Origin of the sequence: Caulobacter zeae (genome assembly GCF_002858925.1) — a bacterium.
Classification (GTDB): Bacteria; Pseudomonadota; Alphaproteobacteria; order Caulobacterales; family Caulobacteraceae; genus Caulobacter; species Caulobacter zeae.
In genome coordinates, this window is the sequence record NZ_PJRS01000037.1 from 14,483 (window position 1) to 39,746 (window position 25,264).

A 25,264-nucleotide genomic window follows, 5' to 3' on the forward strand; every position below is an offset into this window, starting at 1 on the left:
GCTGGGCGCTAGCGCGGCAGTATCCACCCCCTCTTTCGCAAGCTTCGCCAGGATCGCCCATGCGCCGCCCGCCCAAACTGCTGCTCGTTTCGCTGCTGGCCCTGGCGGCGGCGAGCCCGATGGCCGGCGTCGCCGCCGTTCGCGAGGCGCCCCAGGCGCTGTTCACCGGCCGCGACCTGTTCGGCCTGGAAGTCGCGTCCGACCCCCAGATCCGCCCCGACGGCGACCTGATCGCCTATGTCCGGGCCTCCAACGACATCATGGTCGACCGCGCCGTGCGCTCGATCTGGCTGATCGACGCCAAGACCGGCGCCCAGACGCCGCTGGTCTCTGGTCCCGGTTCGGCCATGTCGCCCCGCTGGTCGCCAGACGGCCAGCGCCTGGCCTATGTGCAGGTGACGCCCGACGCCGGCGCCCAGCTCTATGTGCAATGGGTCGCCACCGGCCGCACCGCGCGCCTGGCCACGCTGGTCGAGGCGCCCAGCGACCTGACCTGGTCGCCCGATGGCAAGACCATCGCCTTCACCATGCTGACCGCAGACGACGGCGCCAAGCTCGGCTCGGCCCCCGAGGGCAAGCCCGAGAACGCCAAGTGGGCGCCGCCGCTGACCGTAGAGACCCGCGTCACCTTCCGCGGCGATGGCGAGGGGACGCTGAAGGCCGGCTTCTCCAAGATCTACACCGTCTCGGCCGAGGGCGGCGCGCCGCGCCAGCTGACCTTCGGCAAGTTCGACGACCGCGGGCCGCTGTCCTTCACCAAGGACGGCCGCTACCTGCTGTTCTCGGCCAATCGCGCCGAGGGCTGGGAGCGCAATCCGGCCGAGGCCGAGGTCTGGCGCCTGACCCTGGCCGACGGCTCGCTGAAGGCCTTGACCACCCGCGTCGGTCCCGACGCCAATCCGGTGGTGTCGCCCGACGGCCGGCAGGTGGCCTATGTCGGCTATGACGACGCCCGCCGCCGGGGCTACGAAAACACCCGCCTCTATGTGATGGACATCGACGGCGGGAACAGCCGCGTGCTGACCGGCGACCTCGACCGCTCGATCGACAATCCGGTGTGGTCGGCAGACGGCCGCAGCCTTTACGTCTCCTACGACGAGAACGGCTCGGTGCGCGTGGCTCGCGTCGACCTGTCGGGCAAGGTCGAGACCGTCGTTACGGGCCTGACCGGCGCCGGCCTCGACCGCCCCTACAGCGGCGGCGCCTTCAGCGTGGCCCGCGACGGGACGGTGGCCTTCACGCAAGGCTCGACCAGCCGTCCCTCCGATATCGCCGTCGCCAGGAAGGGCGGCGAGGCCAAGCGGCTGACGGCCCTCAACGCCGACCTCCTGGGCGCCAAGACCCTGGGCAAGGTCGAGGCCCTGCCGGTGAAGTCGTCCTTCGACGGCAAGGACATCGGCGCCTGGATCGTCACCCCGCCCAACTTCGATCCGGCCAGGAAGTATCCGCTGATCCTCGAGATCCACGGCGGTCCGTTCTCGGCCTATGGCCCCAGCTTCTCGACCGACAACCAGCTCTATGCGGCGGCCGGCTATGTGGTGGTCTACGCCAACCCGCGCGGCTCGACGTCGTACGGCGAGGCCTTCGCCAACGAGATCGACCGCAACTATCCCAGCCACGACTACGACGACCTGATGAGCGCGGTCGACGCGGCTGTCGCCAAGGGTTTCGTCGACACCGACCGTCTCTATGTCACCGGCGGTTCGGGCGGCGGCGCCCTGACAGCCTGGATCGTCGGCAAGACCAACCGCTTCGCCGCGGCCGCCACCCAGAAGCCGGTGATCAACTGGTCCAGCCAGGTGCTGACCACGGATGCGTACAGCTTCATGGCCTCGTACTGGTTCGGGAAGATGCCGTGGGAGGACCCGCAGGGCTATTGGGCGCGCTCGCCGCTGTCGCTGGTCGGCAACGTCAAGACGCCTACGCTGGTGGTCGTCGGCGATCAGGACCTGCGCACGCCGGTCGCCGAGTCCGAGCAGTACTACCAGGCCCTGCAACTGCGCGGCGTGCCCACGGCCCTGGTCAAGGTGCCCGGCGCCAGCCACGGCGGTCTGGCCGTGCGGCCGTCGCAGTCGGCTGCCAAGGCCTCGGCGATTCTGGCCTGGTTCGAAAAGTTCCAGACGCCGCCGAAGTAGAAGAGAACCTCCCCTGTGGGGGAGGCGGCCGAAGGCCGGTGGGGGGATGCTTTCAGCTGCCAGAGCTTGCGCCGATATGGTCGCTACGCCCCCAACCGATCGCTGCGCGATCGCCTCCTCCACGGGGGGAGGTTCCTGCGGATTACCCAAAGAAAAAGCGGCGGGGCCTTTCGACCCCGCCGCCTGATTTCATCCTAGACCCGAAGGCTTAGAACTTGGCCTTCACCGCCACGTAGAAGCGGCGGCCGAGCACGTCGTAGGTCGACGGATCGGTGTTGGCCTGCACGTACGAGGTGAAGTACGGCGGCTGCTTGTCGGTCAGGTTGGTGACGCCGCCCCGGATCGAGTAGGTGTCGTTGATCTGCCAGCTGCCGTTCAGGTCGAAGTAGTCGACGGCGTCGATCTTCTCCGAGGAGTCGGCCGCGTCGACCATCTTGCCGATGTGGCGCCAGCGCACGCCGACGTCCACCGGACCCACGACCCAGCTGGTCGAGGCCGCGAACTTCCACTCGGGGTGGGAGACGGCCACCGAGCTGATCGAGGTGTTGCCGATCGTGCCCTTCAGCTCCTGGAATTCCTCGCCGGCCAGGCTCTGGACCTTGAAGCTGTCGAGGTAGTTGCCCACCACGTTGAACTTCAGCATGCCGTACTTGTCGTCGAGGCCGACCGCGCCCAGGCCGAAGGCCCAGTCCGCCTGGAAGTCGACGCCGGTGGTCTTGTAGCGGGCCAGGTTCAGGTTGGTCAGGGTGAGGGTGTCGATCTCGCCCGTCGAGCTGTTGCGCGAGAACAGGCTGCAATAGTAGGCGCTGTTAGCGTCGCCGTTGTAGCACTTGTCCAGCACGGTCGAGGCGTCGATGGTGCCGATCGCGTCCTTGATGTCGATCGAATAGTAGTCGACCGACAGCGACAGGCGTTCGAACAGCGGGTTGTCGAAGCGCGGCGACCAGACGAAGCCGACATTATAGGTGTTGGCGGTTTCTTCCTTCAGGTCCGGGTTGCCGCCGGTCAGGGCGTTCACCTGGCTGTTGGCGTAGGTGTAGCTGTCGAGGATCGCCGACGGCACGCCTTGCGACAGGCAGAGCGTGCGGACGCTGGCGGCGTTGGAGCCGGTCCGGTAGCTGCTGTTGTAGGCGCAGGGGTCTTCGCTGATCGACGGGTAGTCCTGGTTCTGCGGCGAATAGAGTTCGCCGATCGACGGCGCGCGGACGGCGCGCTGGTAGCCGCCGCGGATGCGGAAGCCGTCGACGACTTCCCAGTCGCCGTCGACCTTGTAGGCGCCGACGGTGCCGATGGTCTGATAGTCCGACATCCGGTAGCCGGCGTCGAGGTTCAGCGACTTGATGAACGGCAGGTCCTTGAGGACCGGCACCAGGATTTCGCCGTACAGTTCATAGACGTCGGTCGAGGCGTCGATGGCGTCGGCGGCGTTGAAGCCGACCACGTCGCCGGTCGAGAGCAGGCTGTCGGGCACGTACTGGAAGCTGTCGAACTTGTAGTCCGCGCCCCAGGCGCCGCGCACTTCACCGGCCGGCAGGTTGAACAGGCCGCCTTGGAAGTTCAGTTCGACCATGCGCTGTTCGGCGGCCGTCCAGTTCTTGGTCGTGCGCGAGATGTACGAGCGGCACGAGTCCGACAGGGCGTTGTTGCCGAACGGGTCATAACCGCCGGTGCAGATGCTGGCGCCGCCGTCGGCCGCGTCCAGCAGGGTCTGCACGGCCGAGTGGCTGACGTTGCCCGACTGGGTCTCGTTCTGCTCCGAACGACCGAACGAGGCGTAGAGGTCGTAGGTCCAGTCCTTGAAGCCGGTCGCGCCGCGGACGCCGCCGGCCAGCTGGAAGACGTTGAAGGTGGTTTCCGAGATGCGAGAGCCGACGTCGGTGAAGCGCTTGCGCAGCAGGAAGTCGGCGGTCGGGTCGGCGCGGCTGGCCAGGATGGTCGACAGGTCGGTCGGGATGAAGGGGTTGGTGACCGGGACCGAGAAGCCCGTCGAACCGGCCGCTGGCGACGGCGCGAGGATGGTGCGCGAGTCGTAGTGGGTGAAGTTGAACGAGCCATAGACCTCGGCGTGCTCGTTGACCTCGTACTCGGTGGCCGCATAGGCCGAGTAGCGGGTCAGCGGCAGTTGCAGCAGGTTCAGGGCGCCGGTGTTGTAGGTGCCGTTCACCGGGATCGTCGAATAGTCGATCGCGTCCGAGCCGGTGTAGTTGACGCCATTGTAGAACAGCGTGCCGTCGTCGTTGAAGCCGAGGTTGGCCGAGCGGCCGACGGAGCCGGCGGCATAGCCGTACTTGGCGAACACGGCGTCGATGGCGGCCTGGCTGGGCAGGTTGGTGCCGGTGGCGTCATAGCGGCCGTACGGAGTGGTCGACGAGGCGCCGGAGACCTTCGCGAAGTCGCGGGCGGCGTTGTAGACCTCGCCGCGCTGCGAGTAGCTGACCGAGAACACGGCGTGGCCCTTGTCCTCGGCGTACTTGCCGCCGGCGGTCAGGCTGAGCGAGCTTTCCTTGCCGTCGCCCTGCTCGGTGATCCCGTACTGGGCGTCCATCTGCAGGCCGGTGAAGTTCTTGTTGAGCTTGAAGTTCACCACGCCCGACAGGGCGTCCGAGCCGTAGGTCGCCGAGGCGCCGCCCGAGATCACTTCGATGTTCTGGATCAGGGCCGAGGGGATGATGTTGACGTCGACGGTGCCGTCCGAGTTGGACGGAACCACGCGGTGGCCGTCGATCAGCACCATCGTGCGCTGCGTCCCCAGGCCGCGCAGGTCGATGTTGGCCTGGCCGCCGTTCGACGGGTTGTTCGAGGTCGACGACACGGCCGGCACGAACTGCGGCATCTGGTTGAGCAGGGTGTCGACCGTGACCGAACCGGTCTTCTCGATCGCTTCCTGGCCCATGGTCACGATCGGGCTGTTGGAGACGTAGTCGCGGCGCGCGATGCGCGAGCCGGTGACCACGACTTCTTCGACGGCGGAGGCGTCGTCGGTCGTCTGGGCCTGCGCCAGCATCGGCGCGGTCGTCATGGCGATGACGAGCGCGGAAGCGCCCAGCAGATAGGTATTTCTAGCCATTCATAGTCCCCAGTATTCGCCAAGGCTTCGCGGCCAAGGCCATGGTGGCGGAATAAAATTTCGCCGTGGGGCAGGGATGGGCGGGGTTTGTTTCGCGATTGTGAGGTGAAAGTTCTGTAACGTTCGGATGAATTACCGGAACGTCGGGATGTGGTTTGTCGCCAATCGTATGCCGCAGACTTTCGGTCGGATCGGATATCTGTCGGAAACCTAGGGCGCGATCTTTGAAGCAAACCGCCGTTTTGTGTTGTGCTTGACGCAAACCGGCCGCGTGGCCCGGCAGCCACACCCCGTGTTCGTCTTTCGCCATGGCGGCGCAGGCGCCCAAACTGTAGTCTTTTGACCATGTCCGATGCTTCCGCCCGCCTTCGCCCTGCCTTGGAATGGCGCGCGCCCGGGCGCGCCGCGCCGATCGAGCGCTGGGCCCCGACCGAGGTCGCCGTGGGGCTGTCCTTCGACGGTCGACCGCACACCGTTCTGATGGCGACGCCGCGCGACGTGGCCGACCTGGCGCGGGGCTTCACCATCACCGAGGGCGTCGCCGCGCCCGGTGAGATCGCCTCCGTCGAGGTTCGGAAGGAAGAGCTTGGCCTGCTGGTCGACGTGCGCCTCGTCGAGGGCGCGGCCCGTCGCAAGGCCAGGCCGCGCAAGCTGGAAGGACGGTCGAGTTGCGGCCTGTGCGGGGTGCAGCGGCTGGCCGACGCGGTGCGGCCCCTGCCGCCGGCGGCGGCCGGCGTCGCCGTCGCCCATGCGGCGGTGCCGGCGGCCCTGGCCGATCTCGAAGCTGTCCAGGCCCTGGGGCGCAGCACCCGCGCCACCCATGCGGCCGCCTTCTGCGATGTCGACGGCCGGGTGCAGCTGCTGGCCGAGGACGTGGGCCGTCACAACGCCCTGGACAAGCTGGCCGGGGCCATGGCCCGCGAGGGGCGCGACGCCGGAGCGGGCTTTGTTCTGGTCACAAGTCGCTGCTCGTTCGAGATGGTCGAGAAGGCCGTGCGCATGGGCGCCGGCATGATCGTGGCGGTGTCGGCCCCGACCGACCTGGCCGTGCGGCGAGCCGAGGAGGCGGGTCTGACCCTGGTCGCCCTGGCCCGGCCCGACGGCCACATGGTGTTTTCCCGTCCCGACCGGCTGGTCGAGGCGGCGCGGGAGGTTGCGTGATGGCTGATGATTCCAATCCGGTCGGGGGCAAGATCCCGGGCGTGAAGCCCTATGACGCGCCGGCCGGCGGCTGGGGCGCGCTGAAGGCCGTGGCCGGGGCCCTGGCCGACCAGGAGACCATCGTCGAGGGCGGCAAGACCCTGATGCGCGCCAACCAGCCCGAGGGTTTCGACTGCCCCGGCTGCGCCTGGCCCGATCCCAAGCACACCTCGTCGTTCGAGTTCTGCGAGAACGGGGCCAAGGCCGTGGCCTGGGAGGCGACGGCCAAGCGCGCCACGCCCGAGGTCTTCGCCGCCCACACCGTCAGCGAAATGCTGACCTGGAGCGACCACGCCATCGAGGACCTGGGCCGCCTGACCCATCCCATGGCCTATGACGCCGCCAGCGACCGCTACCTGCCGATCGCATGGAGCGAGGCCGTCGCCCGCACCGGCGCGGCGATCCAGGCGCTGGAGAGCCCCCACCAGGCCGAGTTCTACGCCTCGGGCCGGGCCAGCAACGAGGCGGCCTTCCTGTTCCAGCTGCTGGGCCGCAAGGTCGGCACCAACAATTTCCCCGACTGCTCGAACATGTGCCACGAGCCGACCAGCGTCGGCCTGCCGGACTCGATCGGCATGGGCAAGGGCTCGGTCAGCCTGGAGGACTTCGACCACGCCGACCTGATCCTGTGCTTCGGCCACAACCCGGGCACCAATCACCCGCGGATGATGGCGACCCTGCGTGAAGCCTCGCGCAGAGGCGCGACGATCATGGCCTTCAACCCGCTGGTCGAGCGGGCCCTGGAGCGGTTCGCCTCGCCGCAGGACCCGGTCGAGATGGCGACCCTGTCGTCGACCCCGATCGCCTCGCGCTATTATCAGGTGAACGTCGGCGGTGACGCGGCCGTGGTGCAGGGGCTGATGAAGGCCGTGCTGGCCTTCGACCGCACTGCGCGGGGCGCTGACGAGCCGGCCGTCCTCGACGACGACTTCATCGCCGAGCACACAGCGGGCTTCGACGCCCTGGCGGGCCACCTCGACGCCCTGTCCTGGGACGAGATCGTCAGCGTCGGCGGCCTGTCGCGGGCCGAGATCGAGGAGGCCGCGGCCATTTACGCCCGGTCCAGCGCCACGATCCTCTGCTACGGCATGGGCCTGACCCAGCACCGCAATTCGTCCAGCACGGTGCAGCAGCTGGTGAACCTCTTGCTGCTGCGCGGCAACATCGGCCGGGCGGGGGCGGGGATCTGTCCGCTGCGGGGCCACTCCAACGTCCAGGGCGACCGCACGGTCGGCATCTGGGAAAAGCCGTCGGCGGCCCTGCTCGACTCCCTGGCCAAGGTGTTCGGCTTCACGCCGCCCCGCGAGCATGGCCACACCGTGGTCGAGGCCATCGAGGCCATGGGCGCCGGCGAGACCAAGGTGTTCGTCGGCCTGGGCGGCAACTTCGCCGTCGCCGCGCCCGATCCGGTCCGCACCCATGCGGCCATGCGGATGGTCGACTTCGCGGCCCACATCGCCACCAAGCCCAACCGCACCCACCTGCTGGTCGGCCGCGAGGCGTTGCTGCTGCCGTGCCTGGGCCGCACGGAAATGGACCTGCAGGGCGGGGTGCGCCAGTCGGTGACGGTCGAGGACTCGATGTCGATGGTCCACGCCTCGCGCGGCCTCAACCCTCCCGCCTCCGAGCACCTGATGTCCGAGCCGGCCATTGTCGCCGGCATCGCCCGCGCCGCCCTGGGCGTCGATGACGCCACCGACTGGGAGGGGCTGACGGCCGACTACGACAAGATCCGCGACCTGATCGAGCAGGTCTTTCCGACCCAGTTCACCGACTACAACGCGCGCGTCCGCCAGCCGGGCGGCTTCCGTCTGCCGGTGCCGCCGGCCGAGCGCAAGTGGACCACGCCGTCGGGCAAGGCCAACTTCCTGCCGCACACGGGGCTGGACGATCCGCGCCGGGGCGACGCCTCGGTGATGCTGCTGACCACCCTGCGCAGCCACGACCAGTACAACACCACCATCTATGGCGAGAACGACCGCTATCGCGGGGTCTTCGGCCGGCGCGACGTGGTCTTCGTCAATCCAGAAGATCTGGCGGCGATGGGCGTGACAGAGGGCCAGCGCATCGACCTAGCGGCCGCCTTCGATGAAACCGGCGCGCGAGTCGTGCGCGGCTTCACGGCCGTGGCGCGAAAAATTCCGCGTGGGTGCGTGGCCGCATACTATCCGGAAACCAATGCTCTAGTAGCACTTGAGGATCACGACCGGCGTAGTGGTACGCCGGCCTACAAGTCGGCGCCTGTGCGGTTAACCCTGCACGGCGGCTGACGGAGGGCCGCTGATCCACGCCCGGCGTAGTCCGCAAGGACGGGGAGCAGGGTGCTGGACACGGGATTGCAGGCACGGGTCATCGAGGTCGCCGACCTCAACGCCGCCGAGCGCGCGCGCTGGAACGCCCTGCGCGCCGCCGAGCCGGCGCTGGGCGGCCCGTACTTCGATCTCCGCTATGTCGAGGCGGCCGCGGCCTGCGCGCCCGGCTCGCGGATCGCCGTGCTGGAGCGCGCCGGCCGCGTCGTCGGCTTCCTGCCTTTCCAGCGACGCGGCTCGTCGATCCAGCCGCTCGGCGCGCCGATGAGCGATTTTCACGGCCTGATCGCCGAGCCCGACGTCTGCCTGCCCGCCGTCCTGGCCCTGCTGGGCGTCGAGCGCATGCGGGTCAGCGGCCTGATCTCGCCCGTACCCTTGCCCGAGCTTTCGGTGCGCTACGCCATGGCCGCCGACCTGTCGGGCGGCTTCGAGGCCTACCAGGCGACCCGCAGCTCCGCCTTCCTGAAGGACAAGCGCCGCCGCGCCCGCGCCCTGGAGCGCGACCACGGCCAGATGGTCTTCACCTTCCAGCGGCCGGCGCTGGACCTGCTGGCCTGGCTGGTCGCCCAGAAGCGAGCCCAGATCCGTCGCACCCACCAGCACGACATCTTCGCCTGCGGCTGGACCATCGATCTCCTCAACCGCCTGGCCGAAAGCGACGCGCCCGACTTCGGCCTGCGCCTGGCCGTGCTGCGCGCCGGCGGGACGATCGTGGCGGCCGAGCTTGGCCTGACCGCCGGCGACCGCCACCACCTGTGGTTCCCGATCTACGATCCGGCCTTCGCGCGCTACTCGCCGGGGGCGTTGATGACGCTGGAGACCCTGCGGGTGGCGGCCGAGCGCGGGATCGCCCGCGTCGACTTCGGGCCCAGCGAGGAAGCCTACAAGGAAGACTTCGCCGTGCCGATGGAGCCGGTGCTGGAGGGCGCGGTGGCCATGCGGCCGTCGCTGATGACCCACCTGCGCGGCGCACCCGGCGTCGACCGTATCGACGAGGTCGGCAAGCGTCTGGCCCGCCGTCTCGACCGCATCGCCGCCTGCGAGCCCGGCTTGATCGGCCGGGTCAAGGGCGGCGCCAGTTTCGTCACCGGCCTTGGCCGGCGTCACCCGGCCGTCGGCGCTGGAATCGGCGTCGGCATCGGTCTTGGCTTGAGTCTCGGCCTGCTGGCCGACTGAGGGAGGAGCAAGGCTTATGACCCGTCTCGTCGCGCCCTGGTCGGACGACCAGGTTGGAAGCTTCCGCAAGAGCCCGATCACCTTCCGTCACAACCTGGCGGAAACCGGACTGTTCGACGACGACGCCCTGGCGCGCCTGCTCGACGCCTATCCGGCCGAGCTCTACGACATCAACCTGTTCGACTTCGACGCTGAGGGGCAGTCGACCATGCGCACCGGCGCGCGGGGCCGGTTGCCGGGCCGCGAAGTGCTGGAAGGCGTCAAGCAGGGGCGCATCTGGGTGCAGTTGCGCCGGGCCGAGGCCTGGTACCCGGCCCTGACGCCGCTGATGAAGCAGGCCTTCGACGAGATCGGCGGGCAGGCGAGGGGCTTTTCGCCCGTCCAGCTGAACGGCCAGCTGATCATGTCGGCCCCGGGCGCCAAGGTTCCGTTCCACGCCGACGCGCCGGGCGTCATCCTGTTCCACCTGCGCGGTTGCAAGCGGATCTGGATCTATCCGGTCGACGAGGACCACATGCCCCAGCAGGGCATGGAGAACATCATGCTCAAGCAGCAGACCGAGGACTTGCCGTACCGCCGCGACATGGACGCGGCCGCGGCGGTGTTCGACCTGGAGCCGGGCATGGCCGCCAGCTGGCCGCTGCATGCGCCGCACCGGATCGAGAACCTCGGCACCTTCAACGTCTCGCTGTCGATCGACTACCAGACCTGGGGTTCGCACCTGACCAACGGCGCGCACTTCGCCAACGGCGTGCTGCGGCGCTGGGGCCTGCCCATCGCGGCCATGGACAAGACGCCGATGGCGGCGCGCGCCGGCCTCTGGGCCGCCTCGCTGGGCCTCAAGCGCCTGCGGCTGGTCGAGGACAGGATCAAGGGCCTCGAGCGCAGCTTCGAGATCGGCGACGCCCAGAAGGCGGCCTGATCGGCTTCGTGACAACAGCGTCATGACCTCGAATTAAGTCGTGCGACGCAGCCTCGCCGACTAGCGTTCCCTCAACGCAAAGCCATCCGAGGGGACTAAAAAGATGCGCGCACTTATCAGCCTGGCCGCCGGCGCGGCCGTTGTCGCCCTGGCCGGCGCGGCCGCCGCCGAGCCGACGGTGAAGATCAAGGACGCTGTCGCCCGCGTCACCATCATTCCCGAAGCCCGCAGCGACGTGAAGGTCGAGTTCCTGACCACCAACGGCGGCCTGCCGCTGGAGGTGCGCAAGGTGGGCGGCCAGACGATCATCGACGGCAACCTCCGCCTCAAGCGCATCCAGAGCTGCAACAGCCGGGGAGAGGGCTCCGCGGTCCGGGTCCGCGACCTGGGCGAGGTCCAGTGGAAGGACATTCCGCAGGTGGCGATCCGCGTGCCGCTGAACGTCTCGGTCGGCGCTTCGGGCGCGGTCTATGGCAGCGTCGGCCGCAGCGACAGCGTCGAGCTGGCCAATGCCGGCTGCGGGGATTGGACCGTCGCCAACACCCGCGGCAAGCTGGAGATCAGCCTGGCCGGCTCGGGCGACACCAAGGCCGGCAACGCCGCCAAGGCCGAGATCAATCTGGCTGGCGCGGGCGACATCAGCCTGCAGGAAGTGTCGGACCTGGAGGTTTCGATCGCCGGTTCGGGCGACGTGAAGGCCGCGGCGCTGCGCGGCGGCGACCTCGATGTCAGCATCGCCGGATCGGGCGGGGTCAAGATCGCCGGCGGTCGGGCCCGCGACATCGACGTCAGCATCATGGGCTCGGGCGACGTGAACTTCGGCGGCGAGGCCGACCGGGTGTCGCTGTCGGTGGCCGGCTCGGGCGACATCCGCGTGGCCAAGGTCAACGGCTCGGTCAAGAAGTCGGCCATGGGCTCGGGCAACATCTACATCGGCCAGTGAGCCAGTGAGCCAGTGAGCCAGTGAGCCCGGGCGCCGTTCGGCGCACACCGGTACGCGCGTATATATAAAGAGAACGCCCCCGGAGCTTTCGCTTCGGGGGCGTCTTGCTTTTCGTTGGAACCCGCCTGGATAGGAGGGGAGGGCGGGTTCCTTGAAACGCTGTCCGTGATCTTCCGGTGGGCGCCGGAAGACCACGAAGCTTCCGGCTTAGCGGGCCAGGAAGCCGAACAGGTCGCTGCCGGTGGCCAGGTCGGCGCCGGCGGCGTTGCGGGCCTTCAGGCTGCCGCCGAAGGTGTAGCGCAGGCCAACCTTCACGGCGTCCGACTTCAGGTCGGCCAGGTCATCGGCTTCGCTGTGGGTGTACTTGGCGAAGGTCGACCAGCCGGTGTTGGCGAACTTGTATTCGCCACCGACGTTGATGTCCCAGATGTCGGCGTCGACGAGGCCGTCAACGTTCGACCAGCCGAGGCCGGCGTCCAGACGGAAGTCGTCCGAGACGAAGTAGTTGGCGCCGGCGCGGACGGTCCACAGGTCGGCGTCCAGGTCGTTCGACTGACCGTAGGCGGCGAGACCCGTCAGGGTCACGTTGCCGAGGTACTTTTGGGCTTCGCCACCGACGGCCCACAGGGTGTCGTTCGACGGACGCGACAGGGCGGTGAAGCCGCCGATGCGCAGGCCGTTGCCGACGACGGTCGTGGCGTGCACGGCGCCGGTGGCGACGGTGCGTTGCGAGACGTCGCTGTCGGCGATCGAGACGTCGGCGGCGCCGGTGATCGTCCACGAACCGGTCGGGATGGCGACCGAGCCGTCGATGACGACCGAGGTGCCGTCGGCGTCGCCGGCGCGGGTGTCGAGGTTGTTGTAGTCAACGGCGGCGCCGACCGAACCGATGTTCTGGGCGAAAGCGGGAGCCGAGACGGCGACGGCCAGCACGGCGGCGGCGAACAGTTGGGTCTTCATAGTGGGTAATCCCCTTACTCATGTGGTCTCGACGGCGGTCGGTCGTTTTGGGGAGGGCCTCCCTACCGTCGAGCGGGGCGGATCTATGAAGGTTCGATGACGGCCGCAAGGCTCTGTCAGACCGTTCGAGGCGTTATGGTGCGCAAATACTACACTTGCAGGAACGAATTGAGTTTCTATACGCGCGTGTCGCGCACAAAGATTGTGTGTATCGGGCTCAGGTCGGTGAACATTGCTTTTTGGTCAGCCGCGTTTTGGCCATAAGTGTTAAGCTGTCGTGCTCGGATCGGCGGCTTTACGTCTTGTTAAACAAGCCGTCGCGAAAGCCCTCCGGGACCGCTTGACGAAACCGATTCAGGCACGTAAAAGCGCCCCTCTGTTGGACCGGCTGTGAGCTCTAGGGCTCAAACGCGGTTCGCAAGCGACCCGTAACCAGGCGTCCTTCTCATCCAGAGGAGGGTTCTCCTCGGAGGACGGCGTGGTTGCGGATCACCGGCCCTCGCAAGCGATTGCGCGGGCCAATTTGTTTTGCGGACGCTGCGTTCGGAGTTCTCGAAAGAGGAGTCCGGGTTGGTCTTTGAAATGGTTCGAGACGCGGGCGCAGCCCACTAGGAAACCGAGCGATATGGATCGTCAGAACATCCGCATCCGGCTCAAGGCCTTCGATCACCGCGTGTTGGATCATTCCACGCGCGAGATCGTGAACACGGCCAAGCGCACGGGTGCGACGGTGCGGGGCCCCATCCCCCTGCCCACGCTTATCGAAAAATTCACCGTCAACCGTTCGCCGCACGTCGACAAGAAGTCGCGCGAGCAGTTCGAGATCCGTACGCACAAGCGCGTCCTCGACATCGTTGACCCGACTCCGCAGACCGTGGACGCGCTGATGAAGCTCGACCTGTCGGCCGGCGTTGACGTCGAAATCAAGCTGTAAGGAGGGCCGAACTGATGACTCTCCCCGCTAACCGCACCGGCCTGATCGCCAAGAAGCTCGGCATGACCCGCTTCTTCGACGAAGCCGGTCAGCACGTGCCGGTCACCGTCCTTTCGCTCGACGGTTGCCAGGTCGTTGCTCAGCGCACCGTCGAGAAGGACGGTTACACCGCCCTGCAACTCGGCGCCGGCGCCAAGAAGCCCAAGAATACCTCGAAGGCCGAGCGCGGTCACTTCGGCAAGAACTCGGTCGAGCCCAAGCGGATCGTCGCCGAGTTCCGCGTCGACGAAGCCGCTCTGATCGAAGTGGGCGCGGAATTCACCGCCGACCACTACGTCGCCGGCCAGAAGGTCGACATTCAGGGCGTCACCGTCGGTAAGGGTTTCGCCGGCGCCATGAAGCGCTGGAACTTCGGTGGTCTTCGCGCCACCCACGGTGTCTCGGTCTCGCACCGTTCGCACGGTTCGACCGGTAACCGCCAGGATCCGGGCCGTACGTTCCCGGGCAAGAAGATGGCTGGTCACCTGGGTCAAGAAACCGTCACCACCCTCAACGTCACCGTCTGGAAGGTCGACGTCGAGCGCGGCCTGATCCTGGTCAAGGGCGCCGTCCCGGGCCACGAAGGCAGCTACGTGAAGATCCGCGACGCCGTGAAGAAGGCCGCTCCGGCCGACCTGCCGCGTCCGGGCGCCTTCCGTAAGGCTGGCGAGGCTGCTCCGGCTGCTGAAACCCCCGCTGAAGAGGCCCCCGCGGCGACGACCGAAGAGGGCGAAGGCTAATGAAACTCGACGTCATCAAACTTGACGGCGGCAAGGCCGGCTCCGTGGATCTCGACGACGCCATCTTCGGCATCGAAGACATCCGCGGCGACATCCTGCAGCGCGTCGTCACCTGGCAGCTGGCCAAGCGCCGCTCGGGCAACCACAAGATTCAAGTCCGCAACGAGGTCTCTCGTACGGGCAAGAAGATGTACAAGCAGAAGGGCACCGGCGGCGCTCGTCACGGCTCGCGTCGTGCGGCTCAGTTCGTCGGCGGCGCCAAGGCTCACGGCCCGGTCGTCCGCAGCCACGCCTTCGATCTTCCCAAGAAGATCCGGGCCCTGGCTCTGCGTCACGCCCTGTCGTCGAAGGCCAAGGCCGGCTCGCTGCTCGTTCTCGACAGCGCCGTTCTGACCGAAGCGAAGACGGCCGCCCTGCGCGCCAACTTCGACAAGATCGGCCTGAAGAACGCCCTGGTCATCGCTGGTCCGGAAGTGGACGCGAACTTCAAGCTCGCCGCCCGCAACATTCCGAACGTGGACGTGCTGCCGAACGCCGGCCTGAACGTCTACGACGTGCTGCGTCGCCACACCCTGGTCCTGACCAAGGACGCGGTGGAAGCGATCTCGGCTCGTTTCGCTGAGAAGGAAGCCGCGTAATGGCCGCTACCGCCCGCCACTACGACACGATCCTGTCGCCGGTGATCACCGAAAAGACGACCCTGCTCAGCGAGCAGAACAAGGTTGTCTTCAAGGTGGCCGCCGATGCGTCGAAGGACGAAATCGCCGCCGCAGTCGAAGAGCTGTTCAAGGTCAAGGTCACCAAGGTCAACACCCTGGTCGCCAAGGGCAAGACCAAGCGCTTCCGTGGCATCGTCGGTCGCCGCACCGACGTCAAGAAAGCGATCGTGACCCTGGCCGAAGGCCAGTCGATCGACATCACGACGGGGCTCTAAGACATGGCCTTGAAGCACTTTAACCCGACCAGCCCCGGCCAGCGCGGCCTGGTGCTGATCGATCGCAGCGAACTCCACAAGGGTCGCCCGGAAAAGAAGCTCGTTGAGGGCCTCTCGAAGTCGGGCGGTCGTGGCGGCAACGGCCGTATCGCCGTTCGCTTCCGCGGCGGCGGCGCCAAGCGCCTCTACCGTCTGGTGGACTTCAAGCGTCGTAAGCAAGGCACGGCCACGGTCGTTCGCCTCGAGTACGATCCGAACCGCACCGCGTTCATCGCCCTGATCAAGTATCAGGACGGCGAGCTGGCCTACATCCTGGCCCCGCAACGCCTCAAGGCCGGCGACGAAGTCGTCACCGCCGAAAAGGTCGACGTGAAGCCGGGCAACGCCTCGCCGCTGCGCACGCTGCCGATCGGTACGATCATCCACAACGTCGAGCTGAAGCCCGCCAAGGGCGGCCAGATCGCCCGCTCGGCTGGCGCCTACGCCCAGCTGGTCGGTCGTGACGCCGGCTACGCCCAGATCCGCCTGAACTCGGGCGAGCTGCGCATGGTCCTCGACACGTGCATGGCCACCGTCGGCGCGGTTTCGAACCCCGACCACATGAACGAAAACCTCGGCAAGGCCGGTCGTGTTCGTCACATGGGTCGTCGCCCGCACGTCCGCGGCGTCGCCATGAACCCGGTCGACCACCCCCACGGTGGTGGTGAAGGCCGCACCTCGGGCGGTCGCCATCCGGTGACCCCGGCTGGTAAGCCGACCAAGGGCGCCAAGACCCGCGTCAACAAGGCCACGGACAAGTTCATCATCCGTTCGCGCCACAAAGCGAAGAAGGGCCGCTAAGCCATGACCCGCTCCGTCTGGAAAGGCCCGTTTGTCGACGGGTACCTCCTGAAGAAGGCCGACGCCGCTCTCGCGTCGGGCCGCAAGGACGTCATCAAGACCTGGTCGCGTCGTTCGACCATCATGCCGCAGTTCGTCGGCCTGGTGTTCGGCGTGCACAACGGCCAGAAGCACGTCCCGGTCTCCGTGTCGGAAGACATGGTCGGCATGAAGTTCGGCGAGTTCGCTCCTACGCGTAACTTCCCGGGCCACGCCGCCGACAAGAAGGCCAAGAGGAAGTAATCATGGCCAAGCAAAAGCAAGCTCGCCGCCTTGAAGGCGTTGAGGCGATGGCCAAGGTGCGCACCCTGCGCACCAGCGCCCGCAAGCTGAACCTGGTCGCTCAGTCCATTCGTGGCCTGAACGTCCAGCGCGCTCTGAACGAGCTCGAGTTCAGCCACAAGCGCATCGCCCAAGACGTCCGCAAAGCGCTGTACTCGGCGATCTCGAACGCCGAGAACAACCACAACCTCGACATCGACTCGCTGGTCGTGTCCGAGGCCTATGTGGGCAAGAACCTGGTGATGAAGCGCTTTTCGCCCCGCGCCCGCGGTCGTGCGACGCGCGTGGAAAAGCCGTTCTCCGAGATCACGATCGTGGTCCGCGAACTGGGTGAGGCCGCCTAATGGGTCAGAAAGTCAATCCGGTCGGGCTGCGGCTCGGCGTCAACCGCACCTGGGACAGCCGTTGGTTCTCCGACGGCGACCAGTACGGCAAGATGCTTCACCAGGACCTGGCCATCCGCGCCGCCCTGAAGAAGCGTCTGTACCAAGCTGGCGTCTCGCGCATCATCATCGAGCGCCCGCACAAGAAGTGCCGCATCACGATCTATGCCGCTCGTCCGGGCGTCATCATCGGCAAGAAGGGCGCTGACATCGAGAAGCTCCGCAAGGACCTCTCGGTGATGACCGAAGGCGAAGTCCACCTGAACATCGTCGAGATCCGCAAGCCGGAAACCGACGCTCAGCTGGTCGCCGAGTCCATCGCTCAGCAACTCGAGCGCCGGATCGCCTTCCGTCGTGCGATGAAGCGTTCGATCCAGTCGGCCGTGCGTCTCGGCGCCAAGGGCGTCCGGATCAACGTCTCGGGCCGCCTCGGCGGCGCCGAAATCGCCCGCATGGAATGGTACCGCGAAGGTCGCGTTCCGCTGCACACCCTGCGCGCGGACATCGACTACGGTTTCGCTGAAGCCAAGACCACCTACGGCATCATCGGCGTGAAGACCTGGATCTTCAAAGGCGAAGTGCTGGAGCATGACCCGATGGCGCTGGATAAGCGTCTCGCTTCCGAATCCGGCCCGGCCGGTGAAGGCGGTGGACGTGAGCGCGGCGATCGCCCGGACCGCGGCGACCGCGGCCGCCGCAATCGGGACTAAGGATAGAGCGCTATGCTGTCACCGAAGAAAACCAAGTTCCGCAAGCAGTTCAAGGGCCGCATCCACGGCGCTTCGAAGGGCGGCACCCTGCTGAACTTCGGCTCCTACGGCCTCAAGGCCGTTGAGCCGGAGCGCATCACGGCTCGCCAGATCGAAGCTGCTCGTCGCGCCATCACCCGCCAGATGAAGCGTCAAGGCCGCGTCTGGATCCGTATCTTCCCCGACGTGCCGGTCACCGGCAAGCCGGCCGAAGTCCGGATGGGTAAGGGCAAGGGCGCCGTCGATTACTGGGCCGCTCGCGTGGCCCCCGGCCGCATCATGTTCGAGATCGACGGCGTGCCGGACGATATCGCGCGTGAAGCGCTGCGCCTCGGCGCGGCGAAGCTGCCGATCCGCACTCGTGTGGTCACCCGCCTCGACGCGGGCGTGGCCGTGGAGGCTTGAGGCTCATGAAGATCGCCGACATCCGGGGCCTGACCCCCGATCAACTCGCCGAAACCCTGATCAACCTGAAGAAAGAGCAGTTCAACCTGCGCTTCCAGGCCGCCACGGGTCAGGTCGAGAAGACCCACCGCGTGAACGAAATCCGCAAGGATATCGCGCGGATCAAGACCGTGCTGCGCGCCAAGGCCGCGGCGTAAGGAGAACGATATGCCCAAGCGTATCCTCGAAGGGGTCGTCGTCTCCGATAAGGGTGACAAGACCGTTGTGGTGAAGGTGGAACGCACCATCGTTCACCCCCTTCTGAAGAAGATCGTGCGCCGCTCTAAGAAGTACCACGCGCACGACGAAGCCAATGTGTACAAGACGGGCGAAACCATTCGCATCGTCGAGTGCGCTCCGAAGTCCAAGCTGAAGACCTGGGAAGTCCTTCCCAAGGCTTCGGCCTAAGTCTGGAAGGTCTAAACCATGATCCAGATGCAAACTAACCTGGACGTCGCCGACAACTCTGGCGCTCGCCGGGTCATGTGCATCAAGGTGTTGGGCGGCGCAGGCCGTCGCTACGCCAGCGTTGGCGACGTCATCGTCGTCTCCGTGAAGGAAGCCATCCCGCGCGGTCGCGTGAAGAAGGGTGACGTTCTGCGCGCCGTCGTGGTTCGCGTGAACCAAGGCCTGAAGCGCAAAGACGGTTCGATGATCCGCTTCGACAAGAACGCGGCCGTCATCGTCAACAAGCAGAGCGAGCCGGTCGGCACGCGGATCTTCGGCCCGGTTCCCCGCGAACTGCGCGCCAAGAACCACATGAAGATCATCTCCCTCGCGCCGGAGGTGCTGTAATGGCTGCTAAGATCAAGAAGGGCGACCGCGTCGTCGTTCTGGCCGGTAAGGACAAGGGCAAGCAAGGCGCTGTGACCCAAGTCCTGCCGAAGGAAAACCGGGTTGTCGTGGAGGGCGTGAACATGGTCGCCCGCCACACCAAGCCGACCCAAGCCGACCCCCAGGGCGGCATCAAGCACAAGGAAGCCGCGCTGCACGTCTCGAACGTCGCCGTCGTGGATTCCAACGGCAAGCCCACCCGCGTCGGCTTCAAGATCGAAGGCGACAAGAAGGTGCGCGTCGCCAAGACGACCGGCGAGGTGATCAATGGCTGATCAAGCTTACGAGCCCCGGCTGAAGACCGTCTACCGCGAGCGCATCCGCGCCGCGCTGAAGGAGCAGTTCGGCTACACCAACGAAATGCAGATCCCCAAGCTGGACAAGATTGTCCTGAACATGGGTATCGGCGAAGCGGTGGCCGACTCCAAGAAGGCTCAGCTGGCCCTGAAGGAACTGGAAGCGATCGCCGGCCAAAAGCCCGTCGCGACCCGCGCCCGCAAGTCCATCGCCGGCTTCAAGCTGCGCGAAGGCATGGTGGTCGGCGCGAAGGTCACCCTTCGCAAGGACCGGATGTTTGAATTCCTCGACCGCCTGGTCACGATCGCGCTGCCGCGCGTGAAGGACTTCCGTGGTCTGAACGGCAAGAGCTTCGACGGCCGTGGCAACTACGCCATGGGCCTGAAGGAGCACCTGGTGTTCCCGGAAATCAACTATGACCAGATCGAACAGATCTGGGGCATGGACATCATCGTCTGCACCACTGCGAAGTCCGACCAGGAAGCCAAGGCTCTCCTGAAGGAATTCCAGTTCCCGTTCGTCAACTAAGAGAGCGGGAAGGGAAAGAAACCATGGCCAAGAAAAGCGCCGTCAACCGCAACGAAGCCGTCAAGGCTCTCGTCAAGCAATACGCCGAAAAGCGCGCCGCGCTGAAGGCGATCGCCAACGACGAGACCCTGCCGCTCGAGGAACGCTTCGAGGCTCGCCTCAAGCTGGCGAAGCTGCCCCGCAGCAGCTCGCCGATCCGCATCCGCAACCGCTGCGAAGTCACGGGCCGTCCGCGCGCCTATTACCGCAAGCTTAAGATGAGCCGTGTGGCCCTTCGCGAACTCGGTTCGCAAGGCCTGATCCCCGGCCTCGTCAAGTCGAGCTGGTGAGGACGATCAGATGTCGATGAACGACCCCCTGAGCGACATGATCGCTCGCATCAAGAACGCCGCCCTGCGCAAGCGCAACAAGGTCTCGACGCCGGCTTCCAAGCTGCGCGCCCGCGTCCTCGACGTGCTGGCCGACGAGGGCTACATCCGCGGCTACTCGCTGGTCGAGAAGCCCGGCGCGTTCCCCGAATTCGAGATCGAGCTCAAGTACTTCGACGGTGAGCCCGTGATCGCCGAGATCAGCCGCGTGTCCAAGCCTGGCCGTCGCGTCTATTCGTCGATCAAGGACCTCAAGCCGATCAAGAACGGCCTGGGCATCTCGATCCTGTCGACGCCGAAGGGCGTCATGTCGGACACCGCTGCACGCGACGCTAACGTCGGCGGCGAAGTCCTCTGCCGCGTCTACTAGGCGCGGGAGGGAAAGAGCATGTCACGTATCGGTAAGAAAGCCGTCGCAATCCCCTCGGGCGTGCAAGTCACGCTCGCGGGTCAGACGGTCACGGTGAAGGGCCCGAAGGGTCAACTCTCGTGGACGATCGCCGACGAAGTCGAAGTCAAGCAAGAGGGCGCTGAGCTCCTGCTGACTCCGCGCGTCGACACGAAGCGCGCCAAGGGCATGTGGGGTCTGTCCCGCACTCTGGTGGCCAACATGGTGCACGGCGTCACCGCCGGCTTCGAGGAAAGCCTCGAGCTGGTCGGCGTCGGTTACCGCGCCGCCATGAAGGGCACCGCCCTGAGCCTCCAACTCGGTTTCAGCCACGACGTGGACGTTGAGGCTCCGGCCGGCGTCACCTTCGCTGTGCCGAAGCAAACCGAAATCAAGATCGCCGGCATCGACAAGCAGGCGGTCGGCGAGATTGCCGCGAAGATCCGCCGCATTCGTCCGCCTGAGCCGTACAAGGGCAAGGGCGTGCGCTATGCTGGCGAGAAGGTTCGCCGCAAGGAAGGCAAGAAGAAGTAAGCCATGGCGCTCTCTCCTCGTGAATCGGCGGCCAAGCGCGCTCAGCGCAACCGGACCCGCCTCAAGTCGCTGGCCAACGGCCGTCCGCGTCTGTCGGTCTTCCGCTCGTCCAAGAACATCTACGCTCAGGTCATCGATGATGAACGCGGCGTGACCCTGGCGTCGGCTTCCACCCTGGAAGCCGAAGGCAAGGGCGCGGATAAGGACGCTGCGGCCGCCGTCGGCAAGCTCGTCGCCGAGCGCGCGATCGAAAAGGGCGTCAAGGACGTCGTCTTCGATCGTGGCGGCTACATCTTCCACGGACGGGTGAAAGCCCTGGCCGACGCCGCGCGCGAAGCCGGCCTGAACTTCTAAGGGAAACACAATGGCTCGTGGTGACCAACAGCGCGGTGAAGGCGGTCAACGCCGTGACCGTCGCGACCGCAACGCCCCCGAAGAGCGGGTCGACAGCGACATCGTCGAAAAGCTCGTCCACATCAACCGCGTCGCCGCCACCGTGAAGGGCGGCCGTCGCTTCAGCTTCGCCGCTCTGATGGTCGTTGGCGACCAAAAGGGCCGCGTCGGCTTCGGTCATGGCAAGGCGCGTGAAGTGCCGGAAGCCATCCGCAAGGCGACCGAAGAAGCCAAGAAGACCATGATCCGCGTCCCGCTCCGCGAGTCGCGCACCCTGCACCACGACGGCGCTGGCCGTTGGGGCGCTGGTAAGGTCATGATGCGCGCTGCCCCTCCCGGCACGGGCGTCATCGCCGGTGGTCCGATGCGTGCGGTTCTCGAAACCCTGGGCGTCCAGGACGTCGTGGCCAAGTCGACGGGTTCCTCGAACCCGTACAACATGGTCCGCGCCACGTTCGAAGCCCTGAAGGTCCAGTCGTCGCCCCGCCAGATCGCCGCCAAGCGCGGCAAGAAGGTTGGCGACATCCTCGGCCGTCGCGCCGACGGCGCTTCGTCGCCGGAAGCCATCGAGGGCTAAGTCATGGCTGAAGCTAAGCAAGTCACGGTCCGCCAAACCGGCAGCCCGATCCGTCGCGAAAAGGACCAGCGCGCCACGCTCGCCGGTCTGGGTCTCAACAAGCTGGGCCGCGTGTCCACGCTGGAAGACACCCCGTCGGTCCGCGGCATGATCCGCAAGGTCGCGCACCTGCTGGAAATCGTCGAGTAAGTCTGTTACACGACGACCCAAGATCGCCACCCCGGTGAAAGCCGGGGTGGTTTTCGTTTGAAGAAACCGCCCGAAAGGGCAGCCGAGTCCGGCCTCTTGGCCGGGCGCAGATCTCCAAGGAGAGGCACATATGACCAAGCTGAACGAACTGGCTCCGGCTCCCGGCTCCACCAAGGGCCGCATGCGCGTCGGCCGCGGCCCGGGCTCGGGCAAGGGCAAGACCGCCGGTCGCGGTGTGAAGGGCCAGAAGGCGCGCTCGGGCGTCGCCATCAACGGCTTCGAAGGCGGTCAAATGCCGCTGCACATGCGCATGCCGAAGCGCGGCTTCAACAACCCCTTCCGTCTCGAGTTCGCTGAAGTGAACCTGTGGCGCCTGGAACAAGCCGTCGAAGCCGGCAAGCTGAAGGCCGGCGCTGACGTCTCGGTCGCCGACCTAGTCGCCGCCGGCGTCATCCGTCGCGAACTCGACGGCGTGAAGCTGCTGGGCAAGGGCGAAATCAAGTCGGCCCTGAAGCTGACCGTCTACTCGGCCACCGAAGCCGCCATCAAGGCCGTCGAGGCCGCCGGTGGTTCGGTCACCGTGACCAAGAAGGCCAAGGCGCAAGCCGAAGCCTAAGACCACAGAGTCATCCCGAGCCGCCCAGCCAGATCGTCCTGGCGGGCGGCCCGGGAGCCGGGCGGGGTAGGGGCCTTTGCGCACCAGCTCGCCATAAAGCCCCATCGGGATGACGTTCTTTCGAGGCTCGCCGTGACATCACGGCGAGCCTCACCTATGTGTGGCTCCGCACTGGGGCCTACGCCCAGCGATCGGCGATTCCGCCGGCGCTTCGGCCAGGCCCCGTACAATACTTGGAGCGCGCTCCGCCTCGTCGCCTTCGACGGTCGGCCGCGCTCTTGTCGTGGGGAATTGAATGGCCTCGGCCGCCGAACAGCTCGCAGCCAACATGAACTTCGGGTCCTTCCAGAAGGCCACCGAACTTCACAAGCGCATCTGGTTTACGCTCATCGCCCTGGTGGTGTTCCGCCTGGGCACCTACGTGCCGATCCCGGGCATCAACCCGGACGCCTTCGCCAGCGCCTTCGCCGGCCAGTCGAAGGGCATCCTGGGCATGTTCAACATGTTCTCGGGCGGCGCCGTCGAGCGGATGGCCATCTTCTCGCTGAACGTGATGCCCTACATCAGCGCATCGATCATCGTGCAGCTGATGGGCTCGGTGTATCCGCCGTGGGAAAAGCTGAAGAAGGAAGGCGGCGAAGCCGGCCGAAAGACCCTCAACCAGTACACCCGCTACCTGGCGGTCATCCTGGCCCTGGTGCAGTCGTTCTCGATCGCCGTCGGCCTGCAGAGCCAGCCGAACCTGGTCTATTCGGAACTGCCGGGCTGGTTCTTCGTCCTGTCGACCGTGGTCTCGCTGACCGGCGGCACCCTGTTCCTGATGTGGCTTGGCGAGCAGATCACCAGCCGCGGCGTGGGTAACGGCGTCAGCTTGATCATCTTCGCCGGCATCGTCGCGGCCCTGCCGCGCGGTCTTGGCCAGCTGTTCGTCACCGCCCAGAACACCGGCAACTACTTCCCGCTGATGGTGATCTTCGTGCTCGCCGTGGCGGTGATCTTCGCCATCGTGTTCATGGAGCGCTCGCAGCGCCGCCTGCTGGTGCACTATCCCAAGCGCCAGCAAGGCAACCGCATGGTCGGTGGCGACAGCTCGTTCCTGCCGCTGAAGATCAACACCGCGGGCGTGATCCCGCCGATCTTCGCTTCCAGCTTGCTGCTTCTGCCGACGACCGCCATGCAGTTCCTAAATCCGGCGAACCTGCCGAGCTGGGGCCAGTGGTTGCCGTCCGTGGTCGGCGCCATGCAGCACGGCCAGCCGCTGTTCATGGCCAGCTATGCAGGCCTGATCATCTTCTTCTCGTTCTTCTACACCTCGGTGGTGTTCAATCCGGACGAGACGGCCGAGAACCTGCGCAAGTACGGCGGCTTCCTGCCGGGCATCCGTCCGGGCAAGCGCACTGCCGAGTACCTCGACTACGTGCTTACCCGCCTGACGGTGATCGGCGCGGCTTACATCACCGCCGTCTGTCTTTTCCCGGAAATCCTCATGGGCGCTCTTGGCAACAAGAACTTCGCCCTGGGCGGCACCTCGATCCTGATCGTAGTGACGGTGACCATGGACACCGTGGCGCAGATCCAGTCCCACCTGCTGGCGCACCAGTACGAGGGCCTGATCAAGAAGTCGAAGTTGCGCGGCGGCCGCGGCGGTCGCTGACGCAAGCGTGAAACCACCCGGAAGCCGGATTGTCACAATCCGGCTTCCGTTTTCTTTGAACGCATTCTAGGTCTGCCCTCGGTGAGGGGCGTCAGACCCTGGGAAACGCGTGAAGGGGCTTTTATGAACTTGATCCTGTTTGGCCCTCCCGGGGCGGGCAAGGGCACCCAGGCCAAGCGACTGGTCGAGCAACGCGGCATGGTCCAGCTGTCGACCGGCGACATGCTGCGCGCCGCCATCGCCTCGGGCTCCGAGCTCGGGCAGAAGGTCAAGGGCGTGCTGGATCGCGGCGACCTGGTCACCGACGAGATCGTCATCGCCCTCATCGAAGAGCGCCTGCCCGAGGCCGAGGCGGCCGGCGGCGCCATCTTCGACGGCTTCCCGCGCACCGTGGCGCAAGCCGAGGCGCTGGACGTCATGCTGGCCAAGCGCGGCCAGAAGATCGACTCCGTCGTGCGACTCGAAGTAGACGAGCCCGCCTTGATCGAGCGGATCACCAAGCGATACGCGGAGCAGGGGCGGTCTGACGACAACCCCGAAACCTTCGTGAACCGTCTGGCCCGCTACAACGCCGACACCGCGCCGCTGCTCCCGTACTATCGCGAGCAGGGCAAGCTGGTGGAAGTGGACGGCATGGGGGCGGTGGAAGCCGTCGCCGCTTCGATCGACGCGACCCTCACGGTCGTGGCGTAAGTTTTAATGGAATCCGTTCCCAGAACGGATTCCGCCATTGACGGATGCGCAACGATCCCTATAACGGGGCGCTTCCGCGAAAGGGCGCGATCTGTGC

General features: G+C 66.4%; 31 protein-coding genes. 29 read left to right on the forward strand and 2 right to left on the reverse strand.

Annotation, left to right across the window (positions count from 1 at the left end; genetic code table 11):
- Positions 1–59 precede the first annotated feature (59 nt).
- Positions 60–2,135 carry a S9 family peptidase gene (locus SGCZBJ_RS17330; protein ID WP_101719234.1) on the forward strand — a complete coding sequence of 692 codons (2,076 nt, stop codon included), beginning with the start codon at positions 60–62 and terminating at the stop codon, positions 2,133–2,135.
- Positions 2,136–2,343: 208 nt separating this feature from the next.
- Here SGCZBJ_RS17330 and SGCZBJ_RS17335 read toward each other — a convergent pair whose 3' ends face one another.
- On the reverse strand, positions 2,344–5,202 hold the full coding sequence (locus SGCZBJ_RS17335) for a TonB-dependent receptor domain-containing protein (RefSeq protein WP_101719235.1): 2,859 nt from the start codon (positions 5,200–5,202) through the stop codon (positions 2,344–2,346).
- Between the two features lie 345 nt (positions 5,203–5,547).
- On the opposite strand from SGCZBJ_RS17335, the gene fdhD reads away from it, so the two are divergent.
- From fdhD to SGCZBJ_RS17360, 5 genes are all read left to right on the forward strand, one after another.
- Positions 5,548–6,363: a formate dehydrogenase accessory sulfurtransferase FdhD gene (fdhD, locus tag SGCZBJ_RS17340; RefSeq protein WP_101719270.1), complete on the forward strand. Its 816-nt coding sequence runs from the start codon at positions 5,548–5,550 to the stop codon at positions 6,361–6,363.
- The gene (locus SGCZBJ_RS17345; protein WP_101719236.1) at positions 6,363–8,672 is read left to right on the forward strand and encodes an FdhF/YdeP family oxidoreductase; all 2,310 of its coding nucleotides are present in this window, start codon (positions 6,363–6,365) and stop codon (positions 8,670–8,672) included. Before fdhD ends, SGCZBJ_RS17345 begins: the two co-directional genes overlap by 1 nt.
- Positions 8,673–8,723: 51 nt before the next feature.
- Positions 8,724–9,887: a GNAT family N-acetyltransferase gene (locus SGCZBJ_RS17350; protein WP_165799356.1), complete on the forward strand. Its 1,164-nt coding sequence runs from the start codon at positions 8,724–8,726 to the stop codon at positions 9,885–9,887.
- A gap of 16 nt (positions 9,888–9,903) precedes the next feature.
- Positions 9,904–10,809, forward strand: coding sequence for a transcriptional regulator (locus tag SGCZBJ_RS17355; RefSeq protein ID WP_240621550.1), 906 nt, complete (start codon positions 9,904–9,906; stop codon positions 10,807–10,809).
- Positions 10,810–10,912: 103 nt separating this feature from the next.
- Complete coding sequence (locus tag SGCZBJ_RS17360) at positions 10,913–11,752, forward strand: GIN domain-containing protein (protein ID WP_101719237.1); 840 nt, start codon at positions 10,913–10,915, stop codon at positions 11,750–11,752.
- Positions 11,753–11,959: 207 nt separating this feature from the next.
- Here the strand turns inward: SGCZBJ_RS17360 and SGCZBJ_RS17365 are convergent, their stop codons facing one another.
- Positions 11,960–12,712: a hypothetical protein gene (locus SGCZBJ_RS17365; protein ID WP_101719238.1), complete on the reverse strand. Its 753-nt coding sequence runs from the start codon at positions 12,710–12,712 to the stop codon at positions 11,960–11,962.
- A gap of 625 nt (positions 12,713–13,337) precedes the next feature.
- On the opposite strand from SGCZBJ_RS17365, the gene rpsJ reads away from it, so the two are divergent.
- From rpsJ to SGCZBJ_RS17480, 23 genes are all read left to right on the forward strand, one after another.
- Positions 13,338–13,646, forward strand: a complete 309-nt coding sequence (rpsJ, locus tag SGCZBJ_RS17370) for a 30S ribosomal protein S10 (RefSeq protein ID WP_004616952.1) — start codon at positions 13,338–13,340, stop codon at positions 13,644–13,646.
- A 14-nt stretch (positions 13,647–13,660) separates the two neighbouring features.
- Positions 13,661–14,425, forward strand: a complete 765-nt coding sequence (gene rplC / locus SGCZBJ_RS17375; protein ID WP_101719239.1) for a 50S ribosomal protein L3 — start codon at positions 13,661–13,663, stop codon at positions 14,423–14,425.
- Complete coding sequence (gene rplD / locus SGCZBJ_RS17380; protein WP_101719240.1) at positions 14,425–15,063, forward strand: 50S ribosomal protein L4; 639 nt, start codon at positions 14,425–14,427, stop codon at positions 15,061–15,063. The genes rplC and rplD overlap by 1 nt, the downstream gene beginning before the upstream one ends.
- On the forward strand, positions 15,063–15,359 hold the full coding sequence (locus tag SGCZBJ_RS17385; protein WP_058348433.1) for a 50S ribosomal protein L23: 297 nt from the start codon (positions 15,063–15,065) through the stop codon (positions 15,357–15,359). The genes rplD and SGCZBJ_RS17385 overlap by 1 nt, the downstream gene beginning before the upstream one ends.
- Before the next feature lie 3 nt (positions 15,360–15,362).
- The gene (rplB, locus tag SGCZBJ_RS17390) at positions 15,363–16,199 is read left to right on the forward strand and encodes a 50S ribosomal protein L2 (RefSeq protein ID WP_058348434.1); all 837 of its coding nucleotides are present in this window, start codon (positions 15,363–15,365) and stop codon (positions 16,197–16,199) included.
- Between the two features lie 3 nt (positions 16,200–16,202).
- A complete protein-coding gene (gene rpsS, locus SGCZBJ_RS17395; RefSeq protein WP_012285669.1) occupies positions 16,203–16,481 on the forward strand; it encodes a 30S ribosomal protein S19 in 279 nt (92 codons plus the stop codon).
- Between the two features lie 2 nt (positions 16,482–16,483).
- Positions 16,484–16,864 (forward strand): 50S ribosomal protein L22, encoded by a 381-nt coding sequence (gene rplV / locus SGCZBJ_RS17400; protein WP_058348435.1) that lies wholly within the window; start codon positions 16,484–16,486, stop codon positions 16,862–16,864.
- Positions 16,864–17,613 (forward strand): 30S ribosomal protein S3, encoded by a 750-nt coding sequence (gene rpsC, locus SGCZBJ_RS17405; protein ID WP_058348436.1) that lies wholly within the window; start codon positions 16,864–16,866, stop codon positions 17,611–17,613. Before rplV ends, rpsC begins: the two co-directional genes overlap by 1 nt.
- A 12-nt stretch (positions 17,614–17,625) precedes the next feature.
- On the forward strand, positions 17,626–18,057 hold the full coding sequence (rplP, locus tag SGCZBJ_RS17410) for a 50S ribosomal protein L16 (RefSeq protein WP_058348437.1): 432 nt from the start codon (positions 17,626–17,628) through the stop codon (positions 18,055–18,057).
- 5 nt (positions 18,058–18,062) lie between these two features.
- Positions 18,063–18,254: a 50S ribosomal protein L29 gene (gene rpmC / locus SGCZBJ_RS17415; protein ID WP_101715812.1), complete on the forward strand. Its 192-nt coding sequence runs from the start codon at positions 18,063–18,065 to the stop codon at positions 18,252–18,254.
- A 10-nt stretch (positions 18,255–18,264) separates the two neighbouring features.
- Positions 18,265–18,504, forward strand: coding sequence for a 30S ribosomal protein S17 (gene rpsQ, locus SGCZBJ_RS17420; RefSeq protein WP_101715813.1), 240 nt, complete (start codon positions 18,265–18,267; stop codon positions 18,502–18,504).
- An 18-nt stretch (positions 18,505–18,522) separates the two neighbouring features.
- Positions 18,523–18,891 (forward strand): 50S ribosomal protein L14, encoded by a 369-nt coding sequence (gene rplN, locus SGCZBJ_RS17425; protein ID WP_058348440.1) that lies wholly within the window; start codon positions 18,523–18,525, stop codon positions 18,889–18,891.
- Positions 18,891–19,205 carry a 50S ribosomal protein L24 gene (gene rplX / locus SGCZBJ_RS17430; protein ID WP_101719241.1) on the forward strand — a complete coding sequence of 105 codons (315 nt, stop codon included), beginning with the start codon at positions 18,891–18,893 and terminating at the stop codon, positions 19,203–19,205. Before rplN ends, rplX begins: the two co-directional genes overlap by 1 nt.
- Positions 19,198–19,755: a 50S ribosomal protein L5 gene (gene rplE / locus SGCZBJ_RS17435; RefSeq protein WP_101719242.1), complete on the forward strand. Its 558-nt coding sequence runs from the start codon at positions 19,198–19,200 to the stop codon at positions 19,753–19,755. The genes rplX and rplE overlap by 8 nt, the downstream gene beginning before the upstream one ends.
- 23 nt (positions 19,756–19,778) lie before the next feature.
- Positions 19,779–20,084 (forward strand): 30S ribosomal protein S14, encoded by a 306-nt coding sequence (gene rpsN, locus SGCZBJ_RS17440; RefSeq protein ID WP_058348443.1) that lies wholly within the window; start codon positions 19,779–19,781, stop codon positions 20,082–20,084.
- Between the two features lie 10 nt (positions 20,085–20,094).
- Positions 20,095–20,493 carry a 30S ribosomal protein S8 gene (rpsH, locus tag SGCZBJ_RS17445; RefSeq protein ID WP_058348444.1) on the forward strand — a complete coding sequence of 133 codons (399 nt, stop codon included), beginning with the start codon at positions 20,095–20,097 and terminating at the stop codon, positions 20,491–20,493.
- Between the two features lie 18 nt (positions 20,494–20,511).
- A complete protein-coding gene (gene rplF, locus SGCZBJ_RS17450; RefSeq protein WP_101719243.1) occupies positions 20,512–21,045 on the forward strand; it encodes a 50S ribosomal protein L6 in 534 nt (177 codons plus the stop codon).
- Between the two features lie 3 nt (positions 21,046–21,048).
- Positions 21,049–21,399, forward strand: a complete 351-nt coding sequence (gene rplR / locus SGCZBJ_RS17455) for a 50S ribosomal protein L18 (protein ID WP_058348446.1) — start codon at positions 21,049–21,051, stop codon at positions 21,397–21,399.
- A gap of 10 nt (positions 21,400–21,409) precedes the next feature.
- A complete protein-coding gene (rpsE, locus tag SGCZBJ_RS17460; protein WP_058348447.1) occupies positions 21,410–22,015 on the forward strand; it encodes a 30S ribosomal protein S5 in 606 nt (201 codons plus the stop codon).
- 3 nt (positions 22,016–22,018) lie between these two features.
- Positions 22,019–22,204, forward strand: coding sequence for a 50S ribosomal protein L30 (rpmD, locus tag SGCZBJ_RS17465; protein WP_058348448.1), 186 nt, complete (start codon positions 22,019–22,021; stop codon positions 22,202–22,204).
- Between the two features lie 130 nt (positions 22,205–22,334).
- Entirely contained in the window at positions 22,335–22,820 is a 486-nt protein-coding gene (rplO, locus tag SGCZBJ_RS17470) for a 50S ribosomal protein L15 (RefSeq protein ID WP_101719244.1), read from the forward strand.
- 295 nt (positions 22,821–23,115) lie between these two features.
- A complete protein-coding gene (gene secY, locus SGCZBJ_RS17475; protein WP_101719245.1) occupies positions 23,116–24,474 on the forward strand; it encodes a preprotein translocase subunit SecY in 1,359 nt (452 codons plus the stop codon).
- A 123-nt stretch (positions 24,475–24,597) separates the two neighbouring features.
- The gene (locus SGCZBJ_RS17480) at positions 24,598–25,167 is read left to right on the forward strand and encodes an adenylate kinase (protein WP_101719246.1); all 570 of its coding nucleotides are present in this window, start codon (positions 24,598–24,600) and stop codon (positions 25,165–25,167) included.
- The last annotated feature ends 97 nt before the right edge of the window (positions 25,168–25,264 follow it).

Coding starts and splice junctions, on each gene's coding strand:
- SGCZBJ_RS17360 (WP_101719237.1), top strand. CDS start 10,913: ATGCGCGCACTTATCAGCCTGGCCGCCGGCGCGGCCGTTGTCGCCCTG.
- fdhD (WP_101719270.1), top strand. CDS start 5,548: ATGTCCGATGCTTCCGCCCGCCTTCGCCCTGCCTTGGAATGGCGCGCG.
- rpsJ (WP_004616952.1), top strand. CDS start 13,338: ATGGATCGTCAGAACATCCGCATCCGGCTCAAGGCCTTCGATCACCGC.
- SGCZBJ_RS17330 (WP_101719234.1), top strand. CDS start 60: ATGCGCCGCCCGCCCAAACTGCTGCTCGTTTCGCTGCTGGCCCTGGCG.
- rpsE (WP_058348447.1), top strand. CDS start 21,410: ATGGCTCGTGGTGACCAACAGCGCGGTGAAGGCGGTCAACGCCGTGAC.
- rplP (WP_058348437.1), top strand. CDS start 17,626: ATGCTGTCACCGAAGAAAACCAAGTTCCGCAAGCAGTTCAAGGGCCGC.
- rplB (WP_058348434.1), top strand. CDS start 15,363: ATGGCCTTGAAGCACTTTAACCCGACCAGCCCCGGCCAGCGCGGCCTG.
- rplD (WP_101719240.1), top strand. CDS start 14,425: ATGAAACTCGACGTCATCAAACTTGACGGCGGCAAGGCCGGCTCCGTG.
- rplC (WP_101719239.1), top strand. CDS start 13,661: ATGACTCTCCCCGCTAACCGCACCGGCCTGATCGCCAAGAAGCTCGGC.
- rplE (WP_101719242.1), top strand. CDS start 19,198: ATGGCTGATCAAGCTTACGAGCCCCGGCTGAAGACCGTCTACCGCGAG.
- SGCZBJ_RS17365 (WP_101719238.1), bottom strand. CDS start 12,712: ATGAAGACCCAACTGTTCGCCGCCGCCGTGCTGGCCGTCGCCGTCTCG.
- SGCZBJ_RS17480 (WP_101719246.1), top strand. CDS start 24,598: ATGAACTTGATCCTGTTTGGCCCTCCCGGGGCGGGCAAGGGCACCCAG.
- rpmC (WP_101715812.1), top strand. CDS start 18,063: ATGAAGATCGCCGACATCCGGGGCCTGACCCCCGATCAACTCGCCGAA.
- rpsH (WP_058348444.1), top strand. CDS start 20,095: ATGTCGATGAACGACCCCCTGAGCGACATGATCGCTCGCATCAAGAAC.
- rpsQ (WP_101715813.1), top strand. CDS start 18,265: ATGCCCAAGCGTATCCTCGAAGGGGTCGTCGTCTCCGATAAGGGTGAC.
- SGCZBJ_RS17385 (WP_058348433.1), top strand. CDS start 15,063: ATGGCCGCTACCGCCCGCCACTACGACACGATCCTGTCGCCGGTGATC.
- rpmD (WP_058348448.1), top strand. CDS start 22,019: ATGGCTGAAGCTAAGCAAGTCACGGTCCGCCAAACCGGCAGCCCGATC.
- rplR (WP_058348446.1), top strand. CDS start 21,049: ATGGCGCTCTCTCCTCGTGAATCGGCGGCCAAGCGCGCTCAGCGCAAC.
- rpsN (WP_058348443.1), top strand. CDS start 19,779: ATGGCCAAGAAAAGCGCCGTCAACCGCAACGAAGCCGTCAAGGCTCTC.
- rplX (WP_101719241.1), top strand. CDS start 18,891: ATGGCTGCTAAGATCAAGAAGGGCGACCGCGTCGTCGTTCTGGCCGGT.
- rplO (WP_101719244.1), top strand. CDS start 22,335: ATGACCAAGCTGAACGAACTGGCTCCGGCTCCCGGCTCCACCAAGGGC.
- rpsS (WP_012285669.1), top strand. CDS start 16,203: ATGACCCGCTCCGTCTGGAAAGGCCCGTTTGTCGACGGGTACCTCCTG.
- SGCZBJ_RS17355 (WP_240621550.1), top strand. CDS start 9,904: ATGACCCGTCTCGTCGCGCCCTGGTCGGACGACCAGGTTGGAAGCTTC.
- SGCZBJ_RS17335 (WP_101719235.1), bottom strand. CDS start 5,202: ATGGCTAGAAATACCTATCTGCTGGGCGCTTCCGCGCTCGTCATCGCC.
- rplN (WP_058348440.1), top strand. CDS start 18,523: ATGATCCAGATGCAAACTAACCTGGACGTCGCCGACAACTCTGGCGCT.
- rplF (WP_101719243.1), top strand. CDS start 20,512: ATGTCACGTATCGGTAAGAAAGCCGTCGCAATCCCCTCGGGCGTGCAA.
- SGCZBJ_RS17345 (WP_101719236.1), top strand. CDS start 6,363: ATGGCTGATGATTCCAATCCGGTCGGGGGCAAGATCCCGGGCGTGAAG.
- rplV (WP_058348435.1), top strand. CDS start 16,484: ATGGCCAAGCAAAAGCAAGCTCGCCGCCTTGAAGGCGTTGAGGCGATG.
- rpsC (WP_058348436.1), top strand. CDS start 16,864: ATGGGTCAGAAAGTCAATCCGGTCGGGCTGCGGCTCGGCGTCAACCGC.
- secY (WP_101719245.1), top strand. CDS start 23,116: ATGGCCTCGGCCGCCGAACAGCTCGCAGCCAACATGAACTTCGGGTCC.